This window comes from Clostridium sp. KLE 1755 (assembly GCF_000466465.2).
GTDB classification, from domain to species: Bacteria; Bacillota; Clostridia; order Lachnospirales; family Lachnospiraceae; genus Eisenbergiella; species Eisenbergiella porci.
In genome coordinates this window covers 4854-23892 of sequence record NZ_KE992722.1, presented here as the reverse complement: position 1 = coordinate 23892, position 19039 = coordinate 4854, and the positions used below count along the sequence as shown (strand labels likewise).

Here is a 19039-nt window from a genome sequence, read left to right as displayed (position 1 = left end):
GCTCCTGAACATCATCCTTTACATATCGAATCTCTTTAATAATTACAGTTAACATTGATCTTAATTCTTCATCCATAAGTCTTCCCTCCTGTCTCGGAATAATGATATCATATTAAGATTATAAAGTCTATTCAATTATCAAGGAACAGTTAATATTTTTTCGTTAAAAAGATGGGTTGTATTAAAGATTAGTGCCGGTGTCAATATCCGGCGGGATTGAGTTTGGAAAATGCGGAAGTAACTGTTAAACATCAGTCAGTTACTTATGAAATTTAAGATGCCGCATGGGCTGAAAATTTGTGCAGCCGGAAACGCTGCTTCGTTTATTGTTGCCAGTTTAGCATATGGCTGCGGATACGGCAATATCCATTCCGAATTTTATAAAAATTTAAGATTACTTTTGGCACTCCTGAATCACTTTCTTACGGTCAGCGCGAAGCGCTGGTCTGCACAGCCAAAGCGCAGACCAGCCTGAATTGTAACGGAGCATTTCATCTATCCCCAGGATTATGATATGCCACGTTTTCACTGTATTCCGTTTTTAGATAAATTCACCGTCGGCAGCGAGCGCCGAAGCTGAAAAGCCTGACAAAATACTGATAGGCCTGGCAAATTGCTGATAAACCCGATACGATGCAGAAAAACCCGGCAGATAATACCGCAATCTAAAAACCGGCATATTTCAGCATATAATAAAGTCCCCAGTCCTGATCATTTGCCCAGGGGTCGTAGAAGCCCGCCAGACGGCCATTTATCCTCATGGGATACACACAGGCACAGGATGCGCTGCCGTCTTCCATAAACATGCTCAAAACGCCCCTAAACGTCTTTTCCGCTTTTCGGGCATAATACGGGCAGCCGGCAATCGTTTCGGTATCCCGGTAGGCCACGCCGGAAAGCGCGCTCCAGTAATGGGGGAAGGTATCGCCGTAGCATTCTCTTTTTCCGAACCAGTAACCGTCCCAGTGCCGGATGGCCACCTCATTCATATGATAATCCGGCTGGAAGCCCTGGAACAGATCCAGCACCGCCAGCTGTATCCGGGCCGCCTGTGCGTATTTCTCCTCACCGGTCAGGCGGTATAAGTCACACAGATAAGCCGCTGCGGGCGCAACGATGCTCTGCTCATAGTTTACCTCATGAGGCGGATAATTTTTCCCGCATTCCATGATATAGTCCGCATGTTTCCGGAAGCATTCCAGAAGCTCCTGCGCCTCCTTTTCCATGCCCTGCCCACGAAGCAGGCTGACAGACTCATACATGGGGATGCCGATAGCATAAAAATGGTGCCCGCCGTCATTATAGTATGCTTTCAGGCAGCGGTACGCCCACTCCAGGAAACGGGCGTCCTTTTTTAATTGGAACATTTCCAGGCAGAGGAGGCTGATCCAGGGATAGTTATAGAGGCGCTTCCAGTCCTGATTTCTGCACACGTCATTGAAAACCTCGCCGGTATCTGTGTCAAACAGCTCCCTTGTCACATATTCCATATAGAAATCCAGGCTTTTTTCCAGCTCCGGATCAGGGCAGTGCCTCAGATACAGCGCAAGGAGCGCTCCCATCCCCACCCTTTCCCGTCCGCCGTCATGGTCATAACGGTGACTGTAATACTGCTGCTTTTCTTCCGTATCATAAATAAGATAAGCGCCGTCCAGGTGGCTTTTTTCATCATGACACTGCTGCTTCTCAGCAATAAAACGGCAGCGTTTTTCCGCAAGGGTACGAAGATCGGAGCAGGCCAGGAATACGGCGCGGGAACGTTTTCCCCCGCTGACTATTTCATAACGGTATTCCCCCGGCGTTCCGGGCCTGTCCTCAACCAACGCCTCCCCATTTTCCCAGACAAAGGGAATTTCCCTGCCGTTACGGAAAATATGCGGTTTTTCTGGTGAAAACGCTTCCGCCTGCTTTCCGCACCCAGGGCTGTCCGTCAGCCATCCTCTGCCGAATGAAGCACGAAAGCAAATGGGTTCCTCTCCCAGCACCAGGAAATGATCCGCATGTATGGTTACAAAGCCGGGACAGCTTCCGGCGATTTCCTCAAATTCCTTCTTCCCCTGAAACCAGAAAAGCTCCCAGGAAATCACATAGGACTCGCCGGGCCGAAGATGCAGGTTCTCAGGATGCAGGATAAAATCTCCCCTGTCGTTGCTTCTTTGTTCCAGATCACGTTCCACACTGTAGCCCTGCAGACTTCCCTGGGTCAGCACAAGCCCCAGGTTCCTGTTCCCGCCGCCCATCCTGAGGGCACAGATATAACTGCTGCTTCCCCCGCACCAGATATGTGTATTGCAGCAGCTGTTCATACAAATCTGCGCATCCGTATAAAAATCAGGAAATGTCACATAGATCCCCAAATCTGTTCCCAACGTATAAATATCAAAATCCGTCTCATTTTTAAACACATAGGTTTCCAGCAGCGTCCCTCTTTCCGTAAACTCCGCTTTCACCTCTGCGCTCAAATCCAGCTCTGATTTTACAGTTCCCCAGAGAGCCTTCCCCTTCACCCAGTTCATGTGCGCCGCATCCTGAGGGTGCGCCAGGGAAACAAGCTGCTCTCCGTCATTCCACTCCAGTTCAAATTCTCCGGCCGTACCCGCCGGCCTTTGGTAAATTACATTTTTCATTCCTGCCCTGTCCTCTCCTTTTCCCGTTGTGAGCAGCTACGGCCCGTTTCTTTTACATGGACTGCCGCAGCTGCCGTAGTCCCTCCCGAACCTTCTTCCGCATTGGCTTCCTATTATGATTCCAGCCGCCCGCCCCTTTGCTTCCGCCTGACACAGACAAGAATTGCCGCCGCGGTAGCAATGAGCAGTATAATAATCGGCAGCGTAGCGCCGGGGAAAATATTCCACAGGACATCATTGATCCAGGACACCTGCCTGATAAGCATAAATACCGCAAAAGCGATAATGTAGATACTGGCACAGACGCAAATGCAGTATTGCTTTTCCTTCCTCTTTTCTTCATTTTCCAGAATTTCCCGCTGCCTTTTTTCAAGCATTTCCGTCTTCATGGCAAGCTCATCCAGCTCGGACGGCTTGAGCAGGTAATCGGTTGTCACATGAAAAATCTCACCCATAGCCACAATTTTATCAATATCCGGCGCAGCCTGCCCCGATTCCCATTTGGAAACGGACTGCCGTGAAACATTCAGCTGCTCCGCCAGCTGTTCCTGGGTCAGGTTGTTATTTTTTCTCAGTTTTACTATCTTTTCAGATAAATCCATATTCGTCATTTTTTATGCCTCCCGGGTATCGCAGTCCAGCCTGCTCTACCTCATGAATCAGTTGTTTTAAAGTGTTTTTCAGACATTTTCCGGTGCGTTCCCTCAGAAAACGGATAAGGTTCGGCCGGCTAAGGGTATTCTTTTCTCAGAAGCTTCACGTTATCCGATAAAGACCATATTCCACGGCAAAGACCACATCTGCTACAAGCCGCCTGTCTGAAGGGCTGTGGCTGCATATCCGATATCCGGCTACCGCGCTCATAGGTAGAGTATAACACAGAGTGACGGGCGTCCCGATAAAAAAAGGAAGAGAAAATAAGACAGCCATTTTTTTACTCCACAAGCAGCTGAGGGAAGGTGCAGCCCAGGGTGTACAGGTTCAGATACTTTAATAAACATCTCCTTTCTGTTATCCGCTGGATTCACTATAGCAGGGGCTGCGGTTGCATGCCATAAAACGGACTGTACATCTGCGCAGCCGCTGGTTGCGAATACCTGAAAACAGGTAAAAAACAGGGGGCCGCATAATTGCCTGCGGATATTGATCAAAAAAGCCTCCGGACAGAATTCCCATTCAGATTTCTGTCCGAAAGCCTTTTTCACCCATATCTCTGACCGCAGCTCTGAGTCTGCCTTCAAAGGGCAGGGCCGTTGTGTCAAAATAATTTTCTTCTAATTCCGAATCCGCTCTTCTGAGGCCCCAGATAATCTCCCGCCAATAGGAAAGCGGGCGCCTGTCCCCAAGCAGGTTCATATCACCACAGTATGCCGCTTTCCAGGGAAAGGGCGCATAATTGTAACCCGCGGCCGCGATATCCACCTGGGCAAAGTTTTCCTCCGTAGCTTTTACTGCCGTTTTACACAGCCTTTCCTTTCCGGTATTTTCCCTGTTTCTTCTTTTTGTGTGTTCGTGTATACTGAATATAGCAGAAAAACATGGCTATCCGTTCCGCAGATACCGTTTTTCTCTCGTGCAGTTATTAGTATAAAAATTTTATGGCGCGGCGGCAATGTCCGGAACCGAACCTCCCGCGCCAAACTGTAACCAAAACCAACTTCGGGGTGAATTATGGAATCTGATTTGACACAATTAAAAGGAAAAAATCTGGAGGCGCTGCTCAAAGACGTCCCCTCCAATCTTGTAATCCGGAATCCGGACAGCAATATCCTGCAGCTTTATGAGCTGAACACGCCGTTTATGATCATGTTGGAAACCTGCCATGAGCAGAAGGACTTTATTTCCATGTACCAGATCACGCACGAATGCTGCTATTCAACGCATTTTCCCTTTACCGGAAACAGAAGCCTTCTGAAAAGGCCGCTGCATCAGCATTCCTGTTTTGAAATCATGTATGTCCTTTCCGGAAGCGTGACCAACCATGTGGAGAACCAGACATTTACCTATGGTCCGGGGCAGTGCTGTGTCATGAATAAAAATATAAAACACTGTGAGGATTTTGCCGGAGATTTCCAGGTGGTATTTTTCATGTTCCAGGATGTCTTTCTGGAACAGCTGATGACGGAATATGGAGAAGAAGCGCTTACGGCAGATTCTTTATCAGAGGTCAATCCCATCTATCAGCTTTATCTGGACAGCAGGAATAAAAACAGGCAGTTTGACAAGGTGTATCTGGATTATCTTCCGGTCATCCCTGTAGAAAACGTCCTTGACAGGCTCAACCCGCTGTTTAATTTTCTGGTGACGGAATTACAGAAAACGGACCCTGGCTCCTTCTTTTTCCTGAAAGGAACCTTTGCCCGTTTTCTCCAGCTTCTGCATACGCCCTCCCTGTACTGCATGGCCCGGGTGCAGTCCGATTCCAGCAGCCAGGAATATATTTTTTCAAAGGTCACCCATATCATGGAGGCAAGCCATGGCAGGAGCACCCGGGAATATCTGGAGAAGCAGCTTCATTATAACGGTGAGTATTTAAACCGTATTGTAAAAAAATATACCGGAAAAACCATTCTGGAATTCGGGCAGGGAATTTATCTGCAGGAGGCGAAAAGATTGCTTTTGGACACGGATATGAGCATTTCGGAAATCATTGCAGAACTGGGCTTTTCCAACCGCAGCCATTTTTACCGTGTTTTTCAGAAGGCCTTCGGGGAAACGCCGCTGGATTACCGGCGGAGGCATGAGGCCTGAAACATAAAAAAGCCAGGGACCGGGATGCCCTCTGGCTTTTTATGTATCATTACAGCAGGATGATATAACAAGATTAAAAATGTCAGGCTTTATGCGCTGCATCCCAGTCGGCATTGGCTTTTTCCACCTTCAGCTGAGACAGCAGGATTATCATGATTACCACCATAATCAAAGGGAACCACAGGTACAGGAAATTAAGCATATTGATGCAGGACTGGGGCTGTACCGCCGCATTTGCCACGTAGCCGCCGGCCGCAAGAAGCCATCCTGCCAGGGCTGTCCCGATGCCGCTGCCGATCTTGATTCCCAGGGAAGAGCAGGAAAACATGGTGCCGTCCACACGTTTTCCCCTGGTGCGGTAGGTGTAGTCGGAAGCCGCTGCAATCAGCGCGTTCAGGTCTCCCGTTACGGGGCTGGTTCCCAGGCCTGCAAGTACGGAAGCGCCCAGCATCAGCGGAACGTTTCCCATATAACCGGCTGCGATAAACAGGATTCGGAACAGAAATGCAAAGCAGTAGCCGTACAGATTTACCTTGTACATCCCCTTCATTTTTTTGACCAGGGCCGGCGTGAAGGCAAGGCCGATGATCATGGGGAACATGCTTGCCATGGAGAAGGTTCCCAGCAGCGCGGGATTTCCCAGGATATAGGTCATGTAATAAATGCCCACGCCTGTAATTCCGGAAGAAAGTGATTCAGGAGTGCCAAAAAAGAAGGCGGCTGTCTGCCAGCACGCCTTCAGCTTTTCTTTTTTGTTCCGGACTTTTAGTATTTATAAAACGATGGATGTCTTAACCAAATCCTCTGAAGCGCTGCTTGAGCCTACATAGACAGAGTGTTCCACATGTTCAAGCTGCCATTCGCGGTAAACCGGATTGTACCATTTCAGTTTTTCAAGAGGGGTGGAAACCGTTACCTTCTTTTCCTCTCCCGCCTTCAGGCTGATGCGCTGAAAACCGCGCAGCTGTTTTACAGGGCGGTCAACTGCAGAATTTTCAAAGCCCACATAGAGCTGTACTACCTCGTCACCGTCCATTTTTCCGGTATTTTTCACGTTGGCCGTCACCACCAGATTGTCGCCCTCCACCTTTGCTTCGGGCGCCGTAATTTCAAAGGTTGTGTAGCTTAAGCCAAAGCCATAGGGAACCAGGGGCTTCACGCCGTTCTTTTCCAGCCGGGTATAGCCATGGTAATATTCATAATACTGATCGGTCGCTTCCCAGTCCACATGGGGAAGATCCTCCTCCGATACGGGAACCACATAAGGCAGCTTGCCGGAAGGATTCACATCGCCGTAAATAATTTCCGCAATGGCGGTGCCGCCCTCCATGCCGGGATAATAAGCCATCATTACGGCATTCACACAATCGTACCATTCTGTCATCATGATCATGTTGCCGCCGATTAAAACCACTGTAGATTTCTCATTCACAGGCCCAACCTGCTTAAGAAGCTCCGCCTCATCCTCATGCAGGCCCAGACCCTTCTTGCGGTCGCCGCCCATGGAGCCTATGTAATTGCTGCTTTCATTTTCAGAAATGAACTCGCCTTCATCGTCATAGTTATAGCCCACTACAAAAACAACCGCATCCGCTTCCTTCGCAAGCGCCTTTGCACTCTCCAGATCCGAACCGTCATTGTAGATTACTTCACAGTCTTCATTAGCTTTTTTCAGCCCTTCCTCCGGCGTTACCACATAGGGAGGACGCACCCAGCTGGAACCGTGATCGCCGATAACCGCGGTATTTGCCAGCTTTCCAATCAGGGCGATTTTCTTTGTTTCACTTTTTTTCAGAGGAAGCACGTTATTGTTTTTAATCAGGGTGATTCCTTTTTCCGCTGCTTCCTTTGCCACTGCGATATGCTCCGGACAGCCCACTACGGACATATCGTATTCCTTATGTTCTTTATCAAAAGCGATGATTGTGCGCACGATACGCAGCGCCGCTTCGTTAATATCCTCCTCGGACACAAAACCATCCTGCACCGCTTTTACCAGGCGGTCACCGAAAAACTGGGTCCACATCATTTCCATATCCTGTCCGCCCTGGGCAGCCTCCACGGTATCCCTGACGCCCCAGCAGAAGTCGGACATTACGAAGCCGTCAAAATCCCATTCTTTCTTCAGAACCTGACGGAGCAGATATTTATGATGGCCGCACTGTACGCCGTTGTAACGGTTGTAGGAACTCATGATGCTGGCCGCCCCGGCATCCACGCAGTCCTTGAAATGCGGAAGATAAACCTCCTGCTCGGTGCGCTGGTCGCAGGTTACGCTGCATTTGAACCGGGCATTTTCCATATTGTTGAAGGCATAGTGCTTCACACATGCCATAACGTCCTCATCCTGCACGCCTTTTACCAGCGCCGCTCCCATCCGTCCAATCTGATAGGTTTCCTCGCCGTAGGTTTCCTGGCTGCGTCCCCAGCCCGGATTATAGGGCATGTTAATGCAGACACCGGCAAACAGATTGCCTCCGAACGCCCTGGTCTCCCTGCCGATGCAGTGTCCCACCCGTTCCTCCAGCTCAGGATCAAAAGTAGCGCCTCTGGCCATGGACACCGGGAAGCAGGTGCTCTGCCAGTTACCGCATACAACACCCCTGGGCCCGTCCACAAAAAGCATGGGAGGAACCTTCTCCTCTTCCAGTCCGCCCGCCGCATAGGGCGTTACATTATAATGTTTGGAATCATCCTGCATGGCCTCCATCATCTGCGCCATGTCTTCCTGTCTCATCCTGGTAATGTCAATGTTGCCGCTCATCAGCCACACCTTCTGCTCCAGTGTCAGCCGATCCACAATTTTCTTTGCCTCTTCCGTGCAGGAAAGGCGGTATTCCTTCGTCGCTCTCATACATGAACCCCTTTCTGAATCAATTGCAAGTCCGTAACTATTCAGCCCTTTCACAGTTACTGCCAAAATCCATCCTGAAGCACCGGATTATGGTAAGCGCAGTCATTGCACTGTCCCGCTGAATCGTTACGCAATTCCATACACCTGCGTAGTCCTTCTCTTTGCCGTGCAAGCGTGTGCTCGTGAACATATTTATTGTAGATGATTTGTGTAGAAATGTCAATTCATATATAAGCGTAGTTCTTTCATTTTTTAACAAAAACAAAATTTGTCATAATAATCATATTTTTGCTCTATTCTTTTATGTATACTGTAGAATATGTGTGCGAGAACAGTCAAAAACCGGAAATACAGTATGGCCGGAATGCGGAATACGGCCCGGGAAGCTGAAGCAGGAGCAGTAACCATCCTGTCCGTTCTACACTTTGATGTTGCCACCGCTTTCCTCCTGCTTCCAGTCTGATTCCCATTGTGTGAAATGCATACGGACTACTCTTTTTTTCCGCCCTTGTCAGACGCCGTCCGGCTCCACACCGTTACGCATGCTTTCATCTGCCTGCACAGCAAAAAGCGCGCGGGAATAATGGAGCCTGAGCCCGGTATTCTCCAGTACTGCATCTGCCGAAAAATCCGTGCAGGCGGCCCCTCCGCCAGTCGTGCTTCCCAGGATCCTTCCCAGATGATTTTCCTTAAACACCGCCGCAAAATGGCCGCTGGTTGAAAAGCAGCCGCCATCTGTAAGAAGCGTTATATCCCCTTTGAAGCAGTTCTCCTTCGGTAAGATATTACCGCCCATTTCTGAAAGGCCGCATACCTCCGGAAGCTTTGTATCCCTGGTGAAGTAAGGGATTTCCCGCTCTGTCAGGTAAGATAAAAGCTCCCTCGCCATACCCGGATACCCGCCGAAATTCCCACGCAAATCAATGGTCAGGCGGTCAGCCCCCGCTTCTCTCAATTCTGCAAAAAATCCTGCAAGAAACTGCTCAAAACTCTGCTCTCCTTCCGAAAATACCCGAATCACCAGAAATGCCTCTTTTCCTTCCCTTCCGCATTCGTAGGGCGCAATATTTTCAGGCGCATGAAGCTGCCAGGCGGCAGTATTATGCCGGGGAATATATTTTCCTTCTATTGTTATAATGTCCCTTGTATTATCCCCTCTGAGCACCTCCGTCCGAAATACGCCGGATTTATCTGCAAACTCATAATATTCATAGCCGAAATGCTTCCCCGCAAGATACCAGGCCAGCGCAGGATTGCTTCCGTCATGGCTGATATTCCTTTCCAGGCTTGATAAAATACCCTCCGCACTCCTGCCGTTAATCCCCAGGATTCTGTCTCCCTCATACAATCCATATTCCGGTCTGTCCTGCCGCACCAGGAGCTTTCCGCTGTCAATGATTACTTCCACAGGGAAGTACAGAGCCGTCTCCTTTCTTGCTTCTATCAAAGCTGTTGAAACAGCCAGGTTCGTATGGCCGCATCCTGCCGCTGTCACACATGGATTTACAAGATAGTAAAACTCCTCCTCCGTCATCCCATCCCTGATCCCGGCTTCCGCCTGCTCAAATTCCGCCAGGACTTTATTCCTGTCCGTAAATGCCAGCGGATGTTCTTCGCAAATACATTTTTTTAATAACTTAAAATCCTGCTGCAGTTCTTCTTTTGAATATTTTTTCATCTTTTTCTGATTTCCTTTAATTTGTTTTCTTTCAGTTTGTTTTTTCTCACATTTTGTCTCCGTTCAGGTCCCTCCCGTTCAGAAGTACATATAACAATGTATCATAAAACTGTATTTTAAGAAATGTATTTATAACTTCCAAAGTATGATATAATTTTCCCATTGCACGGGAACCGGCACAAGCCGGAATTATAGCTGTAGAGGTGGTAAAGAATATGTCTTTTTCCGAATTTATACATGCCTGTGACAGGAATGATAATGTCCGCATCAGCCATGTCATTTGTTCCTCCGGGGATTCCATATTGGCCGAATATGTGAAGCCTCCTTACAGAATGAATACCCTGAGGCTCTTTTTTTCCATGACAAAAACCTTCGCTTCCCTCGCCATAGGAATCGCCGGGGATTTGGGCCTGCTTACTATTGATGATTACATAATTAAATATTTTCCTAAGGATTTGCCACAACTGCCCGATAAGAATTTATGCAGGATAAAAATCCGTCACTTACTTACCATGTCCAGCGGCATCCATGATAACACCTATGCCGGACTGTACGCACAAAGCAACTGGATAAAAGCGTTTTTAAAGCAGGAATTCCCGCATGAACCGGGGACCTATTACCGCTACAGCACGCACAGCTCCCATATGCTGTCAGCTATCATAACGAAGGTTTCTTCCCTGTCGCTGGAAGAATTTCTGAACAAATATTTATTTCATCCTATGGGAATTTATGAAGCGCAGTGGGAGCAGTCTCCCGAACATCTGACGGCCGGAGGCATGGGCTTAAGCCTCTATCCTCATTCCCTTGTGAAAATTTCGCAGCTGCTCTTAAACAAAGGTGTCTATCATGGCAAAAGACTGATTTCACAAGATTATCTTGAATCAGCGACGAGACAGCAGATCGTTAAGCAGGATGATGTCAATCGGCCGGACAATCACTTTTGCGGAGCGGGATACGGCTTTCAGTTCCATATAAGCAGGGGTGGTTTTTACCGGCTTGACGGAGCGTTTGGTCAACTGTGCCTGATATGTCCGTCTAAAAATTTATCGGTAACCGTTTTCTCTGAGAATTCTAAAATGGAAGCGCTGCTTTCCCTTGTTTATGAGTACTTGCTTGAGGAACCTTTCATCTGCGGTGAATTTGATGCCGGGCAGGAAATATCCGGGGAGGCAAAAAACAGTACGGCTGAAATTCCCCTCCGGAAGTATCAGCTGTCCCAAAATGGCCTGGATTTGGAAAGTATTGAATTTATCCGTAAAAACGGAGCTTACAGCCTGATTCTCTGTGAAAAGGAGCATACAAATATCATTGATTTTTCTTTTTCCGGGGAGAAACAGGGGCAGATTTATTTTATTAAGGATTTGCAAAAGCATCGACAGGAATATGTCTGCATCGCAACATTTGATCAGGTTCTGAAGCTTAAGGTATTTCTGATTGAAACACCTTATATTGTTGACTACAGCTTTATTTTTTCCGGGAAGGAAGTGCTGCTTGAATTTTCAATTAATGTAAGCTTTACGATGCGAAATCAGACAATTCGGGGCTTTGCCATGCCCGACGGATTATTTTCAGAAGGGAGAAACATATGAAAGCAATCATATTGGATATGTACGGCGTTATTTTGAAGGATTCGGGAGATGGATTCTATTCCTATGTGAACCGCACTTTTCCGCAACTGACTCCAGCGGGTATTTATCCGGACTGGGATAAGGCGGATGTGGGGGAAATCTCTTCCCTGGAGGTTTTCAGACGTCTGGGATTTCAGGGGAATTTGGCGCAAATTGAAAGAAATTATCTGGATACCGTGGAAATTAACGAGACTTTTTATGGTTTTGCGGAGGAAATAAAGAAATGTCATAAGCTTGCCCTGATTTCAAACGATTCCAGCGAATGGAGCCGTTATTTCAGGGAGAAATTCCATCTTAATAACTATTTTGATGTGATTAGCATAAGCGGCGACTTGAAAATGAAAAAGCCTGATCCACGGATTTTTCAGCTGACTTTGGAAAAGCTTGGATGCCCGCCTGAGGAATGTGTTTATATTGATGACAGAAGATATAACCTGGAGGCGGCACAGGCGCTTGGCATGGATACCGTATTATTTAACAGCAGAAATGTGCCTTATGGCGGGAAAGCAGTTACGGGATTCGGGGAACTTGCGGATATGCTGACAGGCCGGTGAAAATAACATGAACCATAATATTATGAAAAGCAGCAATCATCAACTAAGGATCTCCTTTAAATGATTGCTGCTTTTTCCTCATTATTCTTTATCCTGCCAAAGGGAAGCATCCTGCAACCTTTCGGCCATCCGAATGGTTACAGTTATTTCACCTTCCGCGCCAGCATCTGGGCCTTCACACACAGCTCCGCCGCTTTCAGGGCATGGGCCTGGGTCATGGCATTCTCCGTCCGGTTGATACAGTCCAGAATCAGCTGTCCGAAATACGGAAACCCTACCTGGCCGCTCACATTGATGTAATGCTCTCCGTCCTTATCCGCCCAGAAAACATGATCCCCTTTTTCTTCCTTTGCCAAATCCACATATTTACGCAGTTCAATGTAGCCTTCCGTTCCCAGAATGAAGGTCCGTCCATCTCCCCAGGTGGAAAGCCCGTCGGGCGTAAACCAGTCCACCCTGAAGTAGCCCATGGCTCCGTTGTTTCCCACCAGCGTGGCGTCTCCGAAATCATCCAGCTCCGGATATTCCGGATGGTTGTAATTGCCGATTTCACTGTTTACGATGGTTGCGTCCGTGGCTCCTGTATAATAGAGAAACTGTTCAATCTGATGGCTGCCGATATCGCACAGGATTCCGCCGTATTTCTCCTTTTCAAAAAACCAGGCGGGACGGGAGGGGGCATTCAGGCGGTGAGGGCCCATCCCCAGCACCTGGATTACCTTGCCGATGGCTCCCTGCCTGATCAGCTCGCCTGCATAAACGGCGCTTTCCACCTGAAGCCGTTCGCTGTAGCTTACCATGTATTTTTTACCGGTCTCTTCCACAGTTTTCTTTACCATATCCAGCTGTTCCAGCGTAGTCAGCGGCGCTTTATCCACGAAATAATCCTTGCCGGCCTTCATCACGCGCACGCCAAGGGCAGCCCGCTCCGACGTGATACAGGCGGATGCCACCAGCTTCACTTCCGGGTCGGAAAGCACCTGTTCTTCGCTCTCCGCCCTCCTGGCAGCTTCCTGCGGGTAAGCCTTAAGGAAGGCTTCCACCTTGGCAGGATCCGGATCGTATACCCATTTCAGCGAAGCACCCGCTTCCAACAGACCGTTGGTCATCCCGTAAATATGCCCGTGATCCAGCCCTACGGCCGCAATCATAAATTCTCCTTTTTCCACCACCGGGTTTGGCTTTCCCTTAGGTGCATAGTTCATACCATCTCTTTTATCCATCTTTGCTCCCCTTTGCTCGCTGCAGCATATTTTATTTTTTAAATAACGGTTTTAAGTCTCTTTTCCCTATTTCTGATCATAATTTCCCACCGAAATCTCTTCCGGTGCAAAATTTTCCACACTGGCGGACTTTTCATAGAAATGGACCGCATTTTTCAGGAGCCCTTCCATCGTATAATATTCGTCCTCCGGTGCAATCGGCAGAGTTACCGTGCGTTTCTGGAATCCGGATTTATAGATTGCCGTGATCAGTTCCACCGTTTTCCTGCCGTCTTCTCCGGTAATGAAAGGGCGGGTGTGTGTTTCCAGGGCAGTAAGGACATTTTCGATTTCTCCGGTATGCCCTTCATAGAGCAAATCCGGCAGGGCGGCATAGGTATCCTTCAGCTTCTGCATCAGCTCCTGGTTATGCCCCGGCACCGGAAAACCATTGGCCTGCGTGACTTCCGCCACACAGGACCAGGGTGCCGCCAGCTTCGCCTTCTCACATTGCAGCACAATCCCCTGCTCCTCGCCGTGGTGAACCACGGAGCTTGTGACTTCCGCCACAGAGCCATCCGCGTAACGGAGGGCGGCAAAGGAAAGATCCTCCACCTCTGAATTATCATGCATTACATTGGCAAGCACCGAAGTCACTTCTGTGGGAAGGCCTCCCTGAATCCAGTTGATCATATCGATATGGTGCACCGAATGGTTCAGTGTCGGGCCGCCGCCCTCTTTTTCCCAGGTTCCCCGCCACCACAGATCATAGTAGCAATGCCCTCTCCACCACAGGGAATTTACATGGGCGCACCGTATCTTACCGGCCAGCCCGCTGTCCGCCGTCTTTTTCAGCTTGTAAATGCTGTTCCTGAAACGGTTCTGGGCCACCACTCCCATGGTTACTCCGTTCCTTTTTTCCGCTTCCAGCATGGCGTCGCATTCCTTTAAGCTGGGCGCCATAGGCTTTTCCACCAGTACATTACAGCCTGCATCCATGCAGTGTACTGCGATTTCCGCATGGCTGGAGGGCGGCGTACAGATATGTACAAGATCTATTTTCAATCCGGATTCCAGCAGCTTCTCATGGCTGTCAAAAACCTGTGCCCCTTCCAAATGATATTTTTTCCTGGCGGCCTCCGCCTTTTCCGGATAGATATCAACCAGCGCCGCGATGCGGCACCTTTCCGGAAATGTGAGCAGTCCCTCAATGTGACTTCCTGAAATGTTTCCCGTCCCTATCACTGCTGCCTGTATCATTGCATATTTCCTCCTTCCGTTCTGCACGGATGTTTCATTCCGGCCGTTTTTGCGGCACGGGCTGTCGGCATTTTCCCTACGGCGCTGCGTTCTCTGTACAAGGCTGAACCGTTACCCCATTCGGCCAATTAAATCGCTGTGCGATGGGCCTCTTATTACTGATTTTCTGTTTTCCTAAACGTATCGTAGCATATGGCGCAAGTGAATTCTTTGCGTGTTTTGTCTTAAAACATGCGTTTATTGTGTTATTAAATACAAGTCTAATACACATAAAAGAAAAATGGGAACCGCTTATTTACAAGAGATATGAAAGAGATTATATTAGATATTGGTCATCACCTGTAATAGTTCAGGCAGGTTTGCGCATTCACTGCGCAAACCGTGAAAATACGTGGTGGCAGTGCCCCTCGCCGAAGGCGACTTTTAATGAGCGGATGCAGTAACAGTTTGGCCGAAGGCTGAAATATTACCATCACCCTTCCTGCAAGGAGCACAGAACAGGGACTTAGGAGGGATAAAAATGCAGCTTATTCTAAACAGTATTTCAACAGCGGCCGTAAATCTGCTTGTCTTTTCCGCCATACCGTTTCTTTGGTGGTTTTTCAGGCACAGGAAGGAAACCTCTTTTTTCCGTTGGCTGGGCTTTATCAAGCCGAAGCTGAACGGCAAATGGTGGACGCTTGTGGTTTTTGCCATTATTTACTATTTCTTTTACACCTTTGATTTTACCAGATGGATCCCGCAGGAAACCATGGATTACCTGGAAAACAGCGGTTCTGTTTCCGTAAATGCCTTTGCCGGGATCGGCGCTGCGGCCATATTGCCGGCTCTTATTGAAAATTTCATTGCCAACGGCGTGGCGGAGGAAATTCTCTACCGCGGTTTCCTATGCAAACTGTTTTGCCATAAGCTGGGGACCGTAAAGGGCATTCTCCTGCAGGCGGCGCTGTTCGGCCTGATGCATAACGCATTATATCTGCTGGCCGGGCTGCAGGTGGGTCTGTGGTATCATACGCTGATGTTCCTGTTCACCGGCATGGCGGCGCTGCTGCTGGGCTGGCTGAATGAAAAAATCTATAATGGTTCCATCCTCCCCAGTATCCTGCTGCACGGCGCCGGGAATTTTATCAGTTCCATGCTGACGGCATTCAGCTTTTTATGATGCAATTGTCCTCCGGCCGCCGCCCTGCGGCAGCTTAAGAAAAAAGCTTTCCTGGAAAACCGGATCCTTCCCAGCCCTGAACGTGCCGATACTGCGGCCTTCAGGCGCTGTGAAAGAATCTTTTCGAAACAGTTCAGTCCATACAGCCGGACCGTTACCGTTTATTTTCCAAGAAAGCTCTTTTTATAATCAAATATCCATGCAAGCATGGCTACTTGGCTCGTTGCTCGCGGGAATAATGTCCCGGAGAAACCCCGGTCATTTTCTTAAAGGTCCGGATAAAATTATTGTAGTCATTAAAGCCTGACAGATAACAGGTCTCCGTCACCGTTTTTCCGTCCAGAAGGTACTGCTTTGCCGCCGCAATCTTTTTAATCAGAATGTACTGATATAAGGTGCTGCCCGTCTGCTGCCGGAACAGATGGCTCAGATAATATCTGTCGATGGAAAAACAGGCTGCAATGCTTTGCAGCGACAGCTCCGGCGAAAGATTGGCATCGATATAATCCATGACCGCACCGATTGTTTTATCCGCCGCCGCTGGCTGTTCCTGCTTAAAATCCCGGTAAAGGGAATTGACGTATACCAGCAGCTCGGCCAGGCAGGCGGTCATGAGCACATCCGAGCCGTATTTTTCCGACTGGCTGGCCTGACGGAGCTTTTCATTCATGCAAAGCAGCGTCTCCGTCTGTTCCTCTGAAAGCAGGATGACGTTGTCTTTTCCTGGCCGGTGGTTCTGGAAGCAGCCCAGAAGATTCGTGGCCGGAGTGCACATTCCATGCACCAGCCGGGGATGAAAATGTATGGCAATCCTGTGAAAGGGGATTTTTCCGTAATGGCAGGCGCGGTGGATCTCGCGGTCGTTAAAGACCGCGAGATGGCCTCTTTGCATATGATGGACAGACTGCTCTATGTACAGATCCACGTCGCCCTCCAGGAAGAGGAAGATTTCATAATCCTCGTGGAAATGGAACCTGGCATCTCCCGGGCCTTCCGTGCGTTTGTCCATCAGGACGATGGATTCATTTAATTCCATGTAGTAATCGTCGTTGCGCATAAAGCCTTCCTTCTGCCACCTTTCAGCGTCCCGGCCGCCCGGACCGCTGCTGTTTTATGCTCCTGTTTTATGCTTCTTTCTTAATCTGCACCGCCATATAAGCCTTCCCCGGCAGCTCCACCCGGAATTTCCCGCTAAATACCCCTCTGTCCTCCACCGTCATTTCCCAGGTATCAATCACCTTCACACGGAACTTCGTCTCATCGTCGAAATGATAATCCCGGAAGGAGGGACGCATGAAGCTGTAATACATCAGATAATAGTCCTTTACCGGTTTCTCTTCCCCCTCTGCCTCCTGCGGTACGGCACAGATTTCATCAAAACCTCTTGTAAGCGGCATCAGGCCGTTTCCGGGCGTTTCGCACATAATATCATGAAGCAGTTCAAAACGCTTCCAGCTCTCCCCATGCAGTGTTCCGCCGTGGGACCACCAGAGAATATCGTCCGGGTTCATATAGGTTTCCCCATGGCCGGGATAACCGCCCCTGCAGGCCGCTTCCCAGAAACGGCGCAGCATTTCCTCGCCGCTGATATTACCCCAGCCGTGCTGGATATTGCCTTCATAGGCGATTTCATCCATAACGATAGGTTTACGGTATTTTTCACGCCACTCATCCACCAGCTCAGAGGTTTTGTAAATATCCTGCCTCTGAATGCTGCAATGAGTGATCCAGGGCCTGCTGTGATCGTACATCCCCATGCAGTTATGGATGGAACGCAGATGGCGGTACGCATCCTTTTCACACAGAATCGCGCCGTAACGCTCCCAGTCCTCCGTAGTCTTATTTTTCATTAAATCATATTCATTTGCCAGCGACCACCATACATTGCGGTATGCGGAAAATCTGGCAATCACATAATTCCAGTAAAAATCATCCTGTTCCTTCGTCATCTGGGAAAAGCCCCAGCGATCATAAGGATGCATCACGATCAAATCCGCCTCTATCCCCAGCTCCTGCAGGGCAAGGATGCATTTTTCGATATGCCTGAAATGAACCGGGTTAAACCGGTAGAAATCCCAGTCATTTCCTTCCGTTTTTCCTGTATAGCCCCAGAAATTCTCCTTGGTCAGCACGCTGGAATCCATGGGCGTCCCCTCATAGGGATAGGATCTGGGCTCTCCCAGGTTATAGTCATAATGCTTGGGAAAAATACAGAAGCGGATTTTGTTGAATGCACTTGCCTTTAGTGTTTCCAGCGTCTGTGCAATTCTTTCATCTGACTGCAGATCCCATACATAACAGGTGGTTCCGATGGAATAGTACCTTGTTCCGTCCTCATATGCAAAATGGTATGTATCAGCCACACGCACCGGGCCATGGTTTCCTTCCCCCGCAGGAAGGCTCACAAAGCTTCCTGTCTCCTCTTTTTCCAGGAAATCCGCGCTTATGGTAAAGCGGTAGCTCCCCTCAAAGGAGGGCATAAAGCGAACCTTATAAACACCGTCTCCATCATAAAAACCGTCCGTCTTTACCGTTTCCTTTTCTCCGGTAAAGACGCCCTGAATATGGTGATCGACAAAAGGATTTCCCTCCGCAGGCCCCTGGCAGCTTACCTCCAGCATCCCCCATCTTTCTACCTGTTCCAGAAATAATAACTTACTCATTTTAAATCCTCCTTGTTTTCCGAAGGAAAATGCGAGCTCTCCGCGAGCAGAGGATTTTCCTCCTGGTTTTGCGGAGCAAAATGCAATTTCTTTAGAAATTTATCCTCTGACGAGCAGAGGAATTCTGCTCCTCTTTCTGCTTTTTTATGTATGATCCAATACGCCGGCCACCGCTTTTTTCCAGCCGTCCAATTTCTCCCTGCGCACATTTACGTCCATGGAAGGAGTAAAAATGCTCCCCTCCCAACCGGAAAATAATTCCTCCTCCGAATACAGCCCCGCGGAAATGCCCGCCATATAGGCGGCCCCGATGCCGGAAAGCTCCTCCGCCTGAGGGATTTTCAGTATTTTCCCGGAAATATCGCTCTGGAACTGCATCAGATAACGGTTTCTGGCAGGCCCTCCGTCCACCCGCAGCTCCTTCATGGGAATTCCCGTATCCTGCTCCATGGCCAGAACCAGATCCGTTATCTGATAGGCAATGCAGTCAAGCGCGGCGCGGACAATTTCCGCTTTGCCCGTAACTCTCGTCATACCGCTTAAGGAAGCGGCGGCCGACTCGTCCCAATAGGGCGCCCCCAGACCGGTAAAAGCAGGAACCAGATAGGTCCGATCCGCAGGATTGGCGGCTGTGGCGAGAGACTCCGTCTCCCCTGCGGA

15 protein-coding genes are annotated in these 19039 nt (G+C 48.9%); 4 read left to right on the top strand and 11 right to left on the bottom strand.

The window, feature by feature from the left end; all coding sequences use genetic code 11:
* Positions 1-665 precede the first annotated feature (665 nt).
* From HMPREF1548_RS16020 to HMPREF1548_RS16010, 3 genes are all read right to left on the bottom strand, one after another.
* Complete coding sequence (locus HMPREF1548_RS16020; RefSeq protein ID WP_021637370.1) at positions 666-2627, bottom strand: hypothetical protein; 1962 nt, start codon at positions 2625-2627, stop codon at positions 666-668.
* Between the two features lie 113 nt (positions 2628-2740).
* On the bottom strand, positions 2741-3238 hold the full coding sequence (locus HMPREF1548_RS16015; RefSeq protein WP_021637369.1) for a helix-turn-helix domain-containing protein: 498 nt from the start codon (positions 3236-3238) through the stop codon (positions 2741-2743).
* A gap of 565 nt (positions 3239-3803) precedes the next feature.
* Positions 3804-4049 carry a hypothetical protein gene (locus tag HMPREF1548_RS16010; RefSeq protein WP_021637367.1) on the bottom strand — a complete coding sequence of 82 codons (246 nt, stop codon included), beginning with the start codon at positions 4047-4049 and terminating at the stop codon, positions 3804-3806.
* Positions 4050-4298: 249 nt separating this feature from the next.
* Between HMPREF1548_RS16010 and HMPREF1548_RS16005 the strand changes: the two genes are divergently transcribed.
* Entirely contained in the window at positions 4299-5378 is a 1080-nt protein-coding gene (locus HMPREF1548_RS16005) for a helix-turn-helix domain-containing protein (RefSeq protein WP_021637365.1), read from the top strand.
* Positions 5379-5460: 82 nt separating this feature from the next.
* Here the strand turns inward: HMPREF1548_RS16005 and HMPREF1548_RS16000 are convergent, their stop codons facing one another.
* The 3 genes from HMPREF1548_RS16000 to HMPREF1548_RS15990 form a co-directional block, all read right to left on the bottom strand.
* Positions 5461-6048: an MFS transporter gene (locus tag HMPREF1548_RS16000; RefSeq protein WP_270494391.1), complete on the bottom strand. Its 588-nt coding sequence runs from the start codon at positions 6046-6048 to the stop codon at positions 5461-5463.
* Between the two features lie 102 nt (positions 6049-6150).
* Positions 6151-8232, bottom strand: coding sequence for a beta-glucosidase (locus tag HMPREF1548_RS15995; protein ID WP_021637363.1), 2082 nt, complete (start codon positions 8230-8232; stop codon positions 6151-6153).
* A 511-nt stretch (positions 8233-8743) separates the two neighbouring features.
* The gene (locus tag HMPREF1548_RS15990; protein ID WP_021637360.1) at positions 8744-9910 is read right to left on the bottom strand and encodes a S41 family peptidase; all 1167 of its coding nucleotides are present in this window, start codon (positions 9908-9910) and stop codon (positions 8744-8746) included.
* Between the two features lie 215 nt (positions 9911-10125).
* Here HMPREF1548_RS15990 and HMPREF1548_RS15985 point away from each other — a divergent pair, with 215 nt between their 5' ends.
* Positions 10126-11499 (top strand): serine hydrolase domain-containing protein, encoded by a 1374-nt coding sequence (locus tag HMPREF1548_RS15985; RefSeq protein WP_055725916.1) that lies wholly within the window; start codon positions 10126-10128, stop codon positions 11497-11499.
* Entirely contained in the window at positions 11496-12092 is a 597-nt protein-coding gene (locus HMPREF1548_RS15980; RefSeq protein ID WP_021637357.1) for an HAD family hydrolase, read from the top strand. The genes HMPREF1548_RS15985 and HMPREF1548_RS15980 overlap by 4 nt, the downstream gene beginning before the upstream one ends.
* A 143-nt stretch (positions 12093-12235) precedes the next feature.
* On the opposite strand, the gene HMPREF1548_RS15975 is transcribed toward HMPREF1548_RS15980, so the two are convergent.
* Both HMPREF1548_RS15975 and HMPREF1548_RS15970 read right to left on the bottom strand, forming a co-directional pair.
* On the bottom strand, positions 12236-13315 hold the full coding sequence (locus HMPREF1548_RS15975; RefSeq protein WP_021637356.1) for a Gfo/Idh/MocA family protein: 1080 nt from the start codon (positions 13313-13315) through the stop codon (positions 12236-12238).
* Positions 13316-13381: 66 nt separating this feature from the next.
* Positions 13382-14554, bottom strand: coding sequence for a Gfo/Idh/MocA family protein (locus tag HMPREF1548_RS15970; RefSeq protein ID WP_021637355.1), 1173 nt, complete (start codon positions 14552-14554; stop codon positions 13382-13384).
* Positions 14555-15074: 520 nt separating this feature from the next.
* Here HMPREF1548_RS15970 and HMPREF1548_RS15965 point away from each other — a divergent pair.
* Complete coding sequence (locus HMPREF1548_RS15965; RefSeq protein WP_021637353.1) at positions 15075-15716, top strand: CPBP family intramembrane glutamic endopeptidase; 642 nt, start codon at positions 15075-15077, stop codon at positions 15714-15716.
* Positions 15717-15927: 211 nt separating this feature from the next.
* Here HMPREF1548_RS15965 and HMPREF1548_RS15960 read toward each other — a convergent pair whose 3' ends face one another.
* The 3 genes from HMPREF1548_RS15960 to HMPREF1548_RS15950 form a co-directional block, all read right to left on the bottom strand.
* Positions 15928-16773 (bottom strand): helix-turn-helix domain-containing protein, encoded by an 846-nt coding sequence (locus tag HMPREF1548_RS15960; RefSeq protein ID WP_051358414.1) that lies wholly within the window; start codon positions 16771-16773, stop codon positions 15928-15930.
* A gap of 67 nt (positions 16774-16840) precedes the next feature.
* The gene (locus HMPREF1548_RS15955) at positions 16841-18379 is read right to left on the bottom strand and encodes a DUF5605 domain-containing protein (RefSeq protein ID WP_021637350.1); all 1539 of its coding nucleotides are present in this window, start codon (positions 18377-18379) and stop codon (positions 16841-16843) included.
* Between the two features lie 144 nt (positions 18380-18523).
* Positions 18524-19039, bottom strand: a 516-nt coding sequence (locus tag HMPREF1548_RS15950) for an FGGY-family carbohydrate kinase (protein WP_021637349.1), incomplete at its 5' end; no start/stop codon positions are given.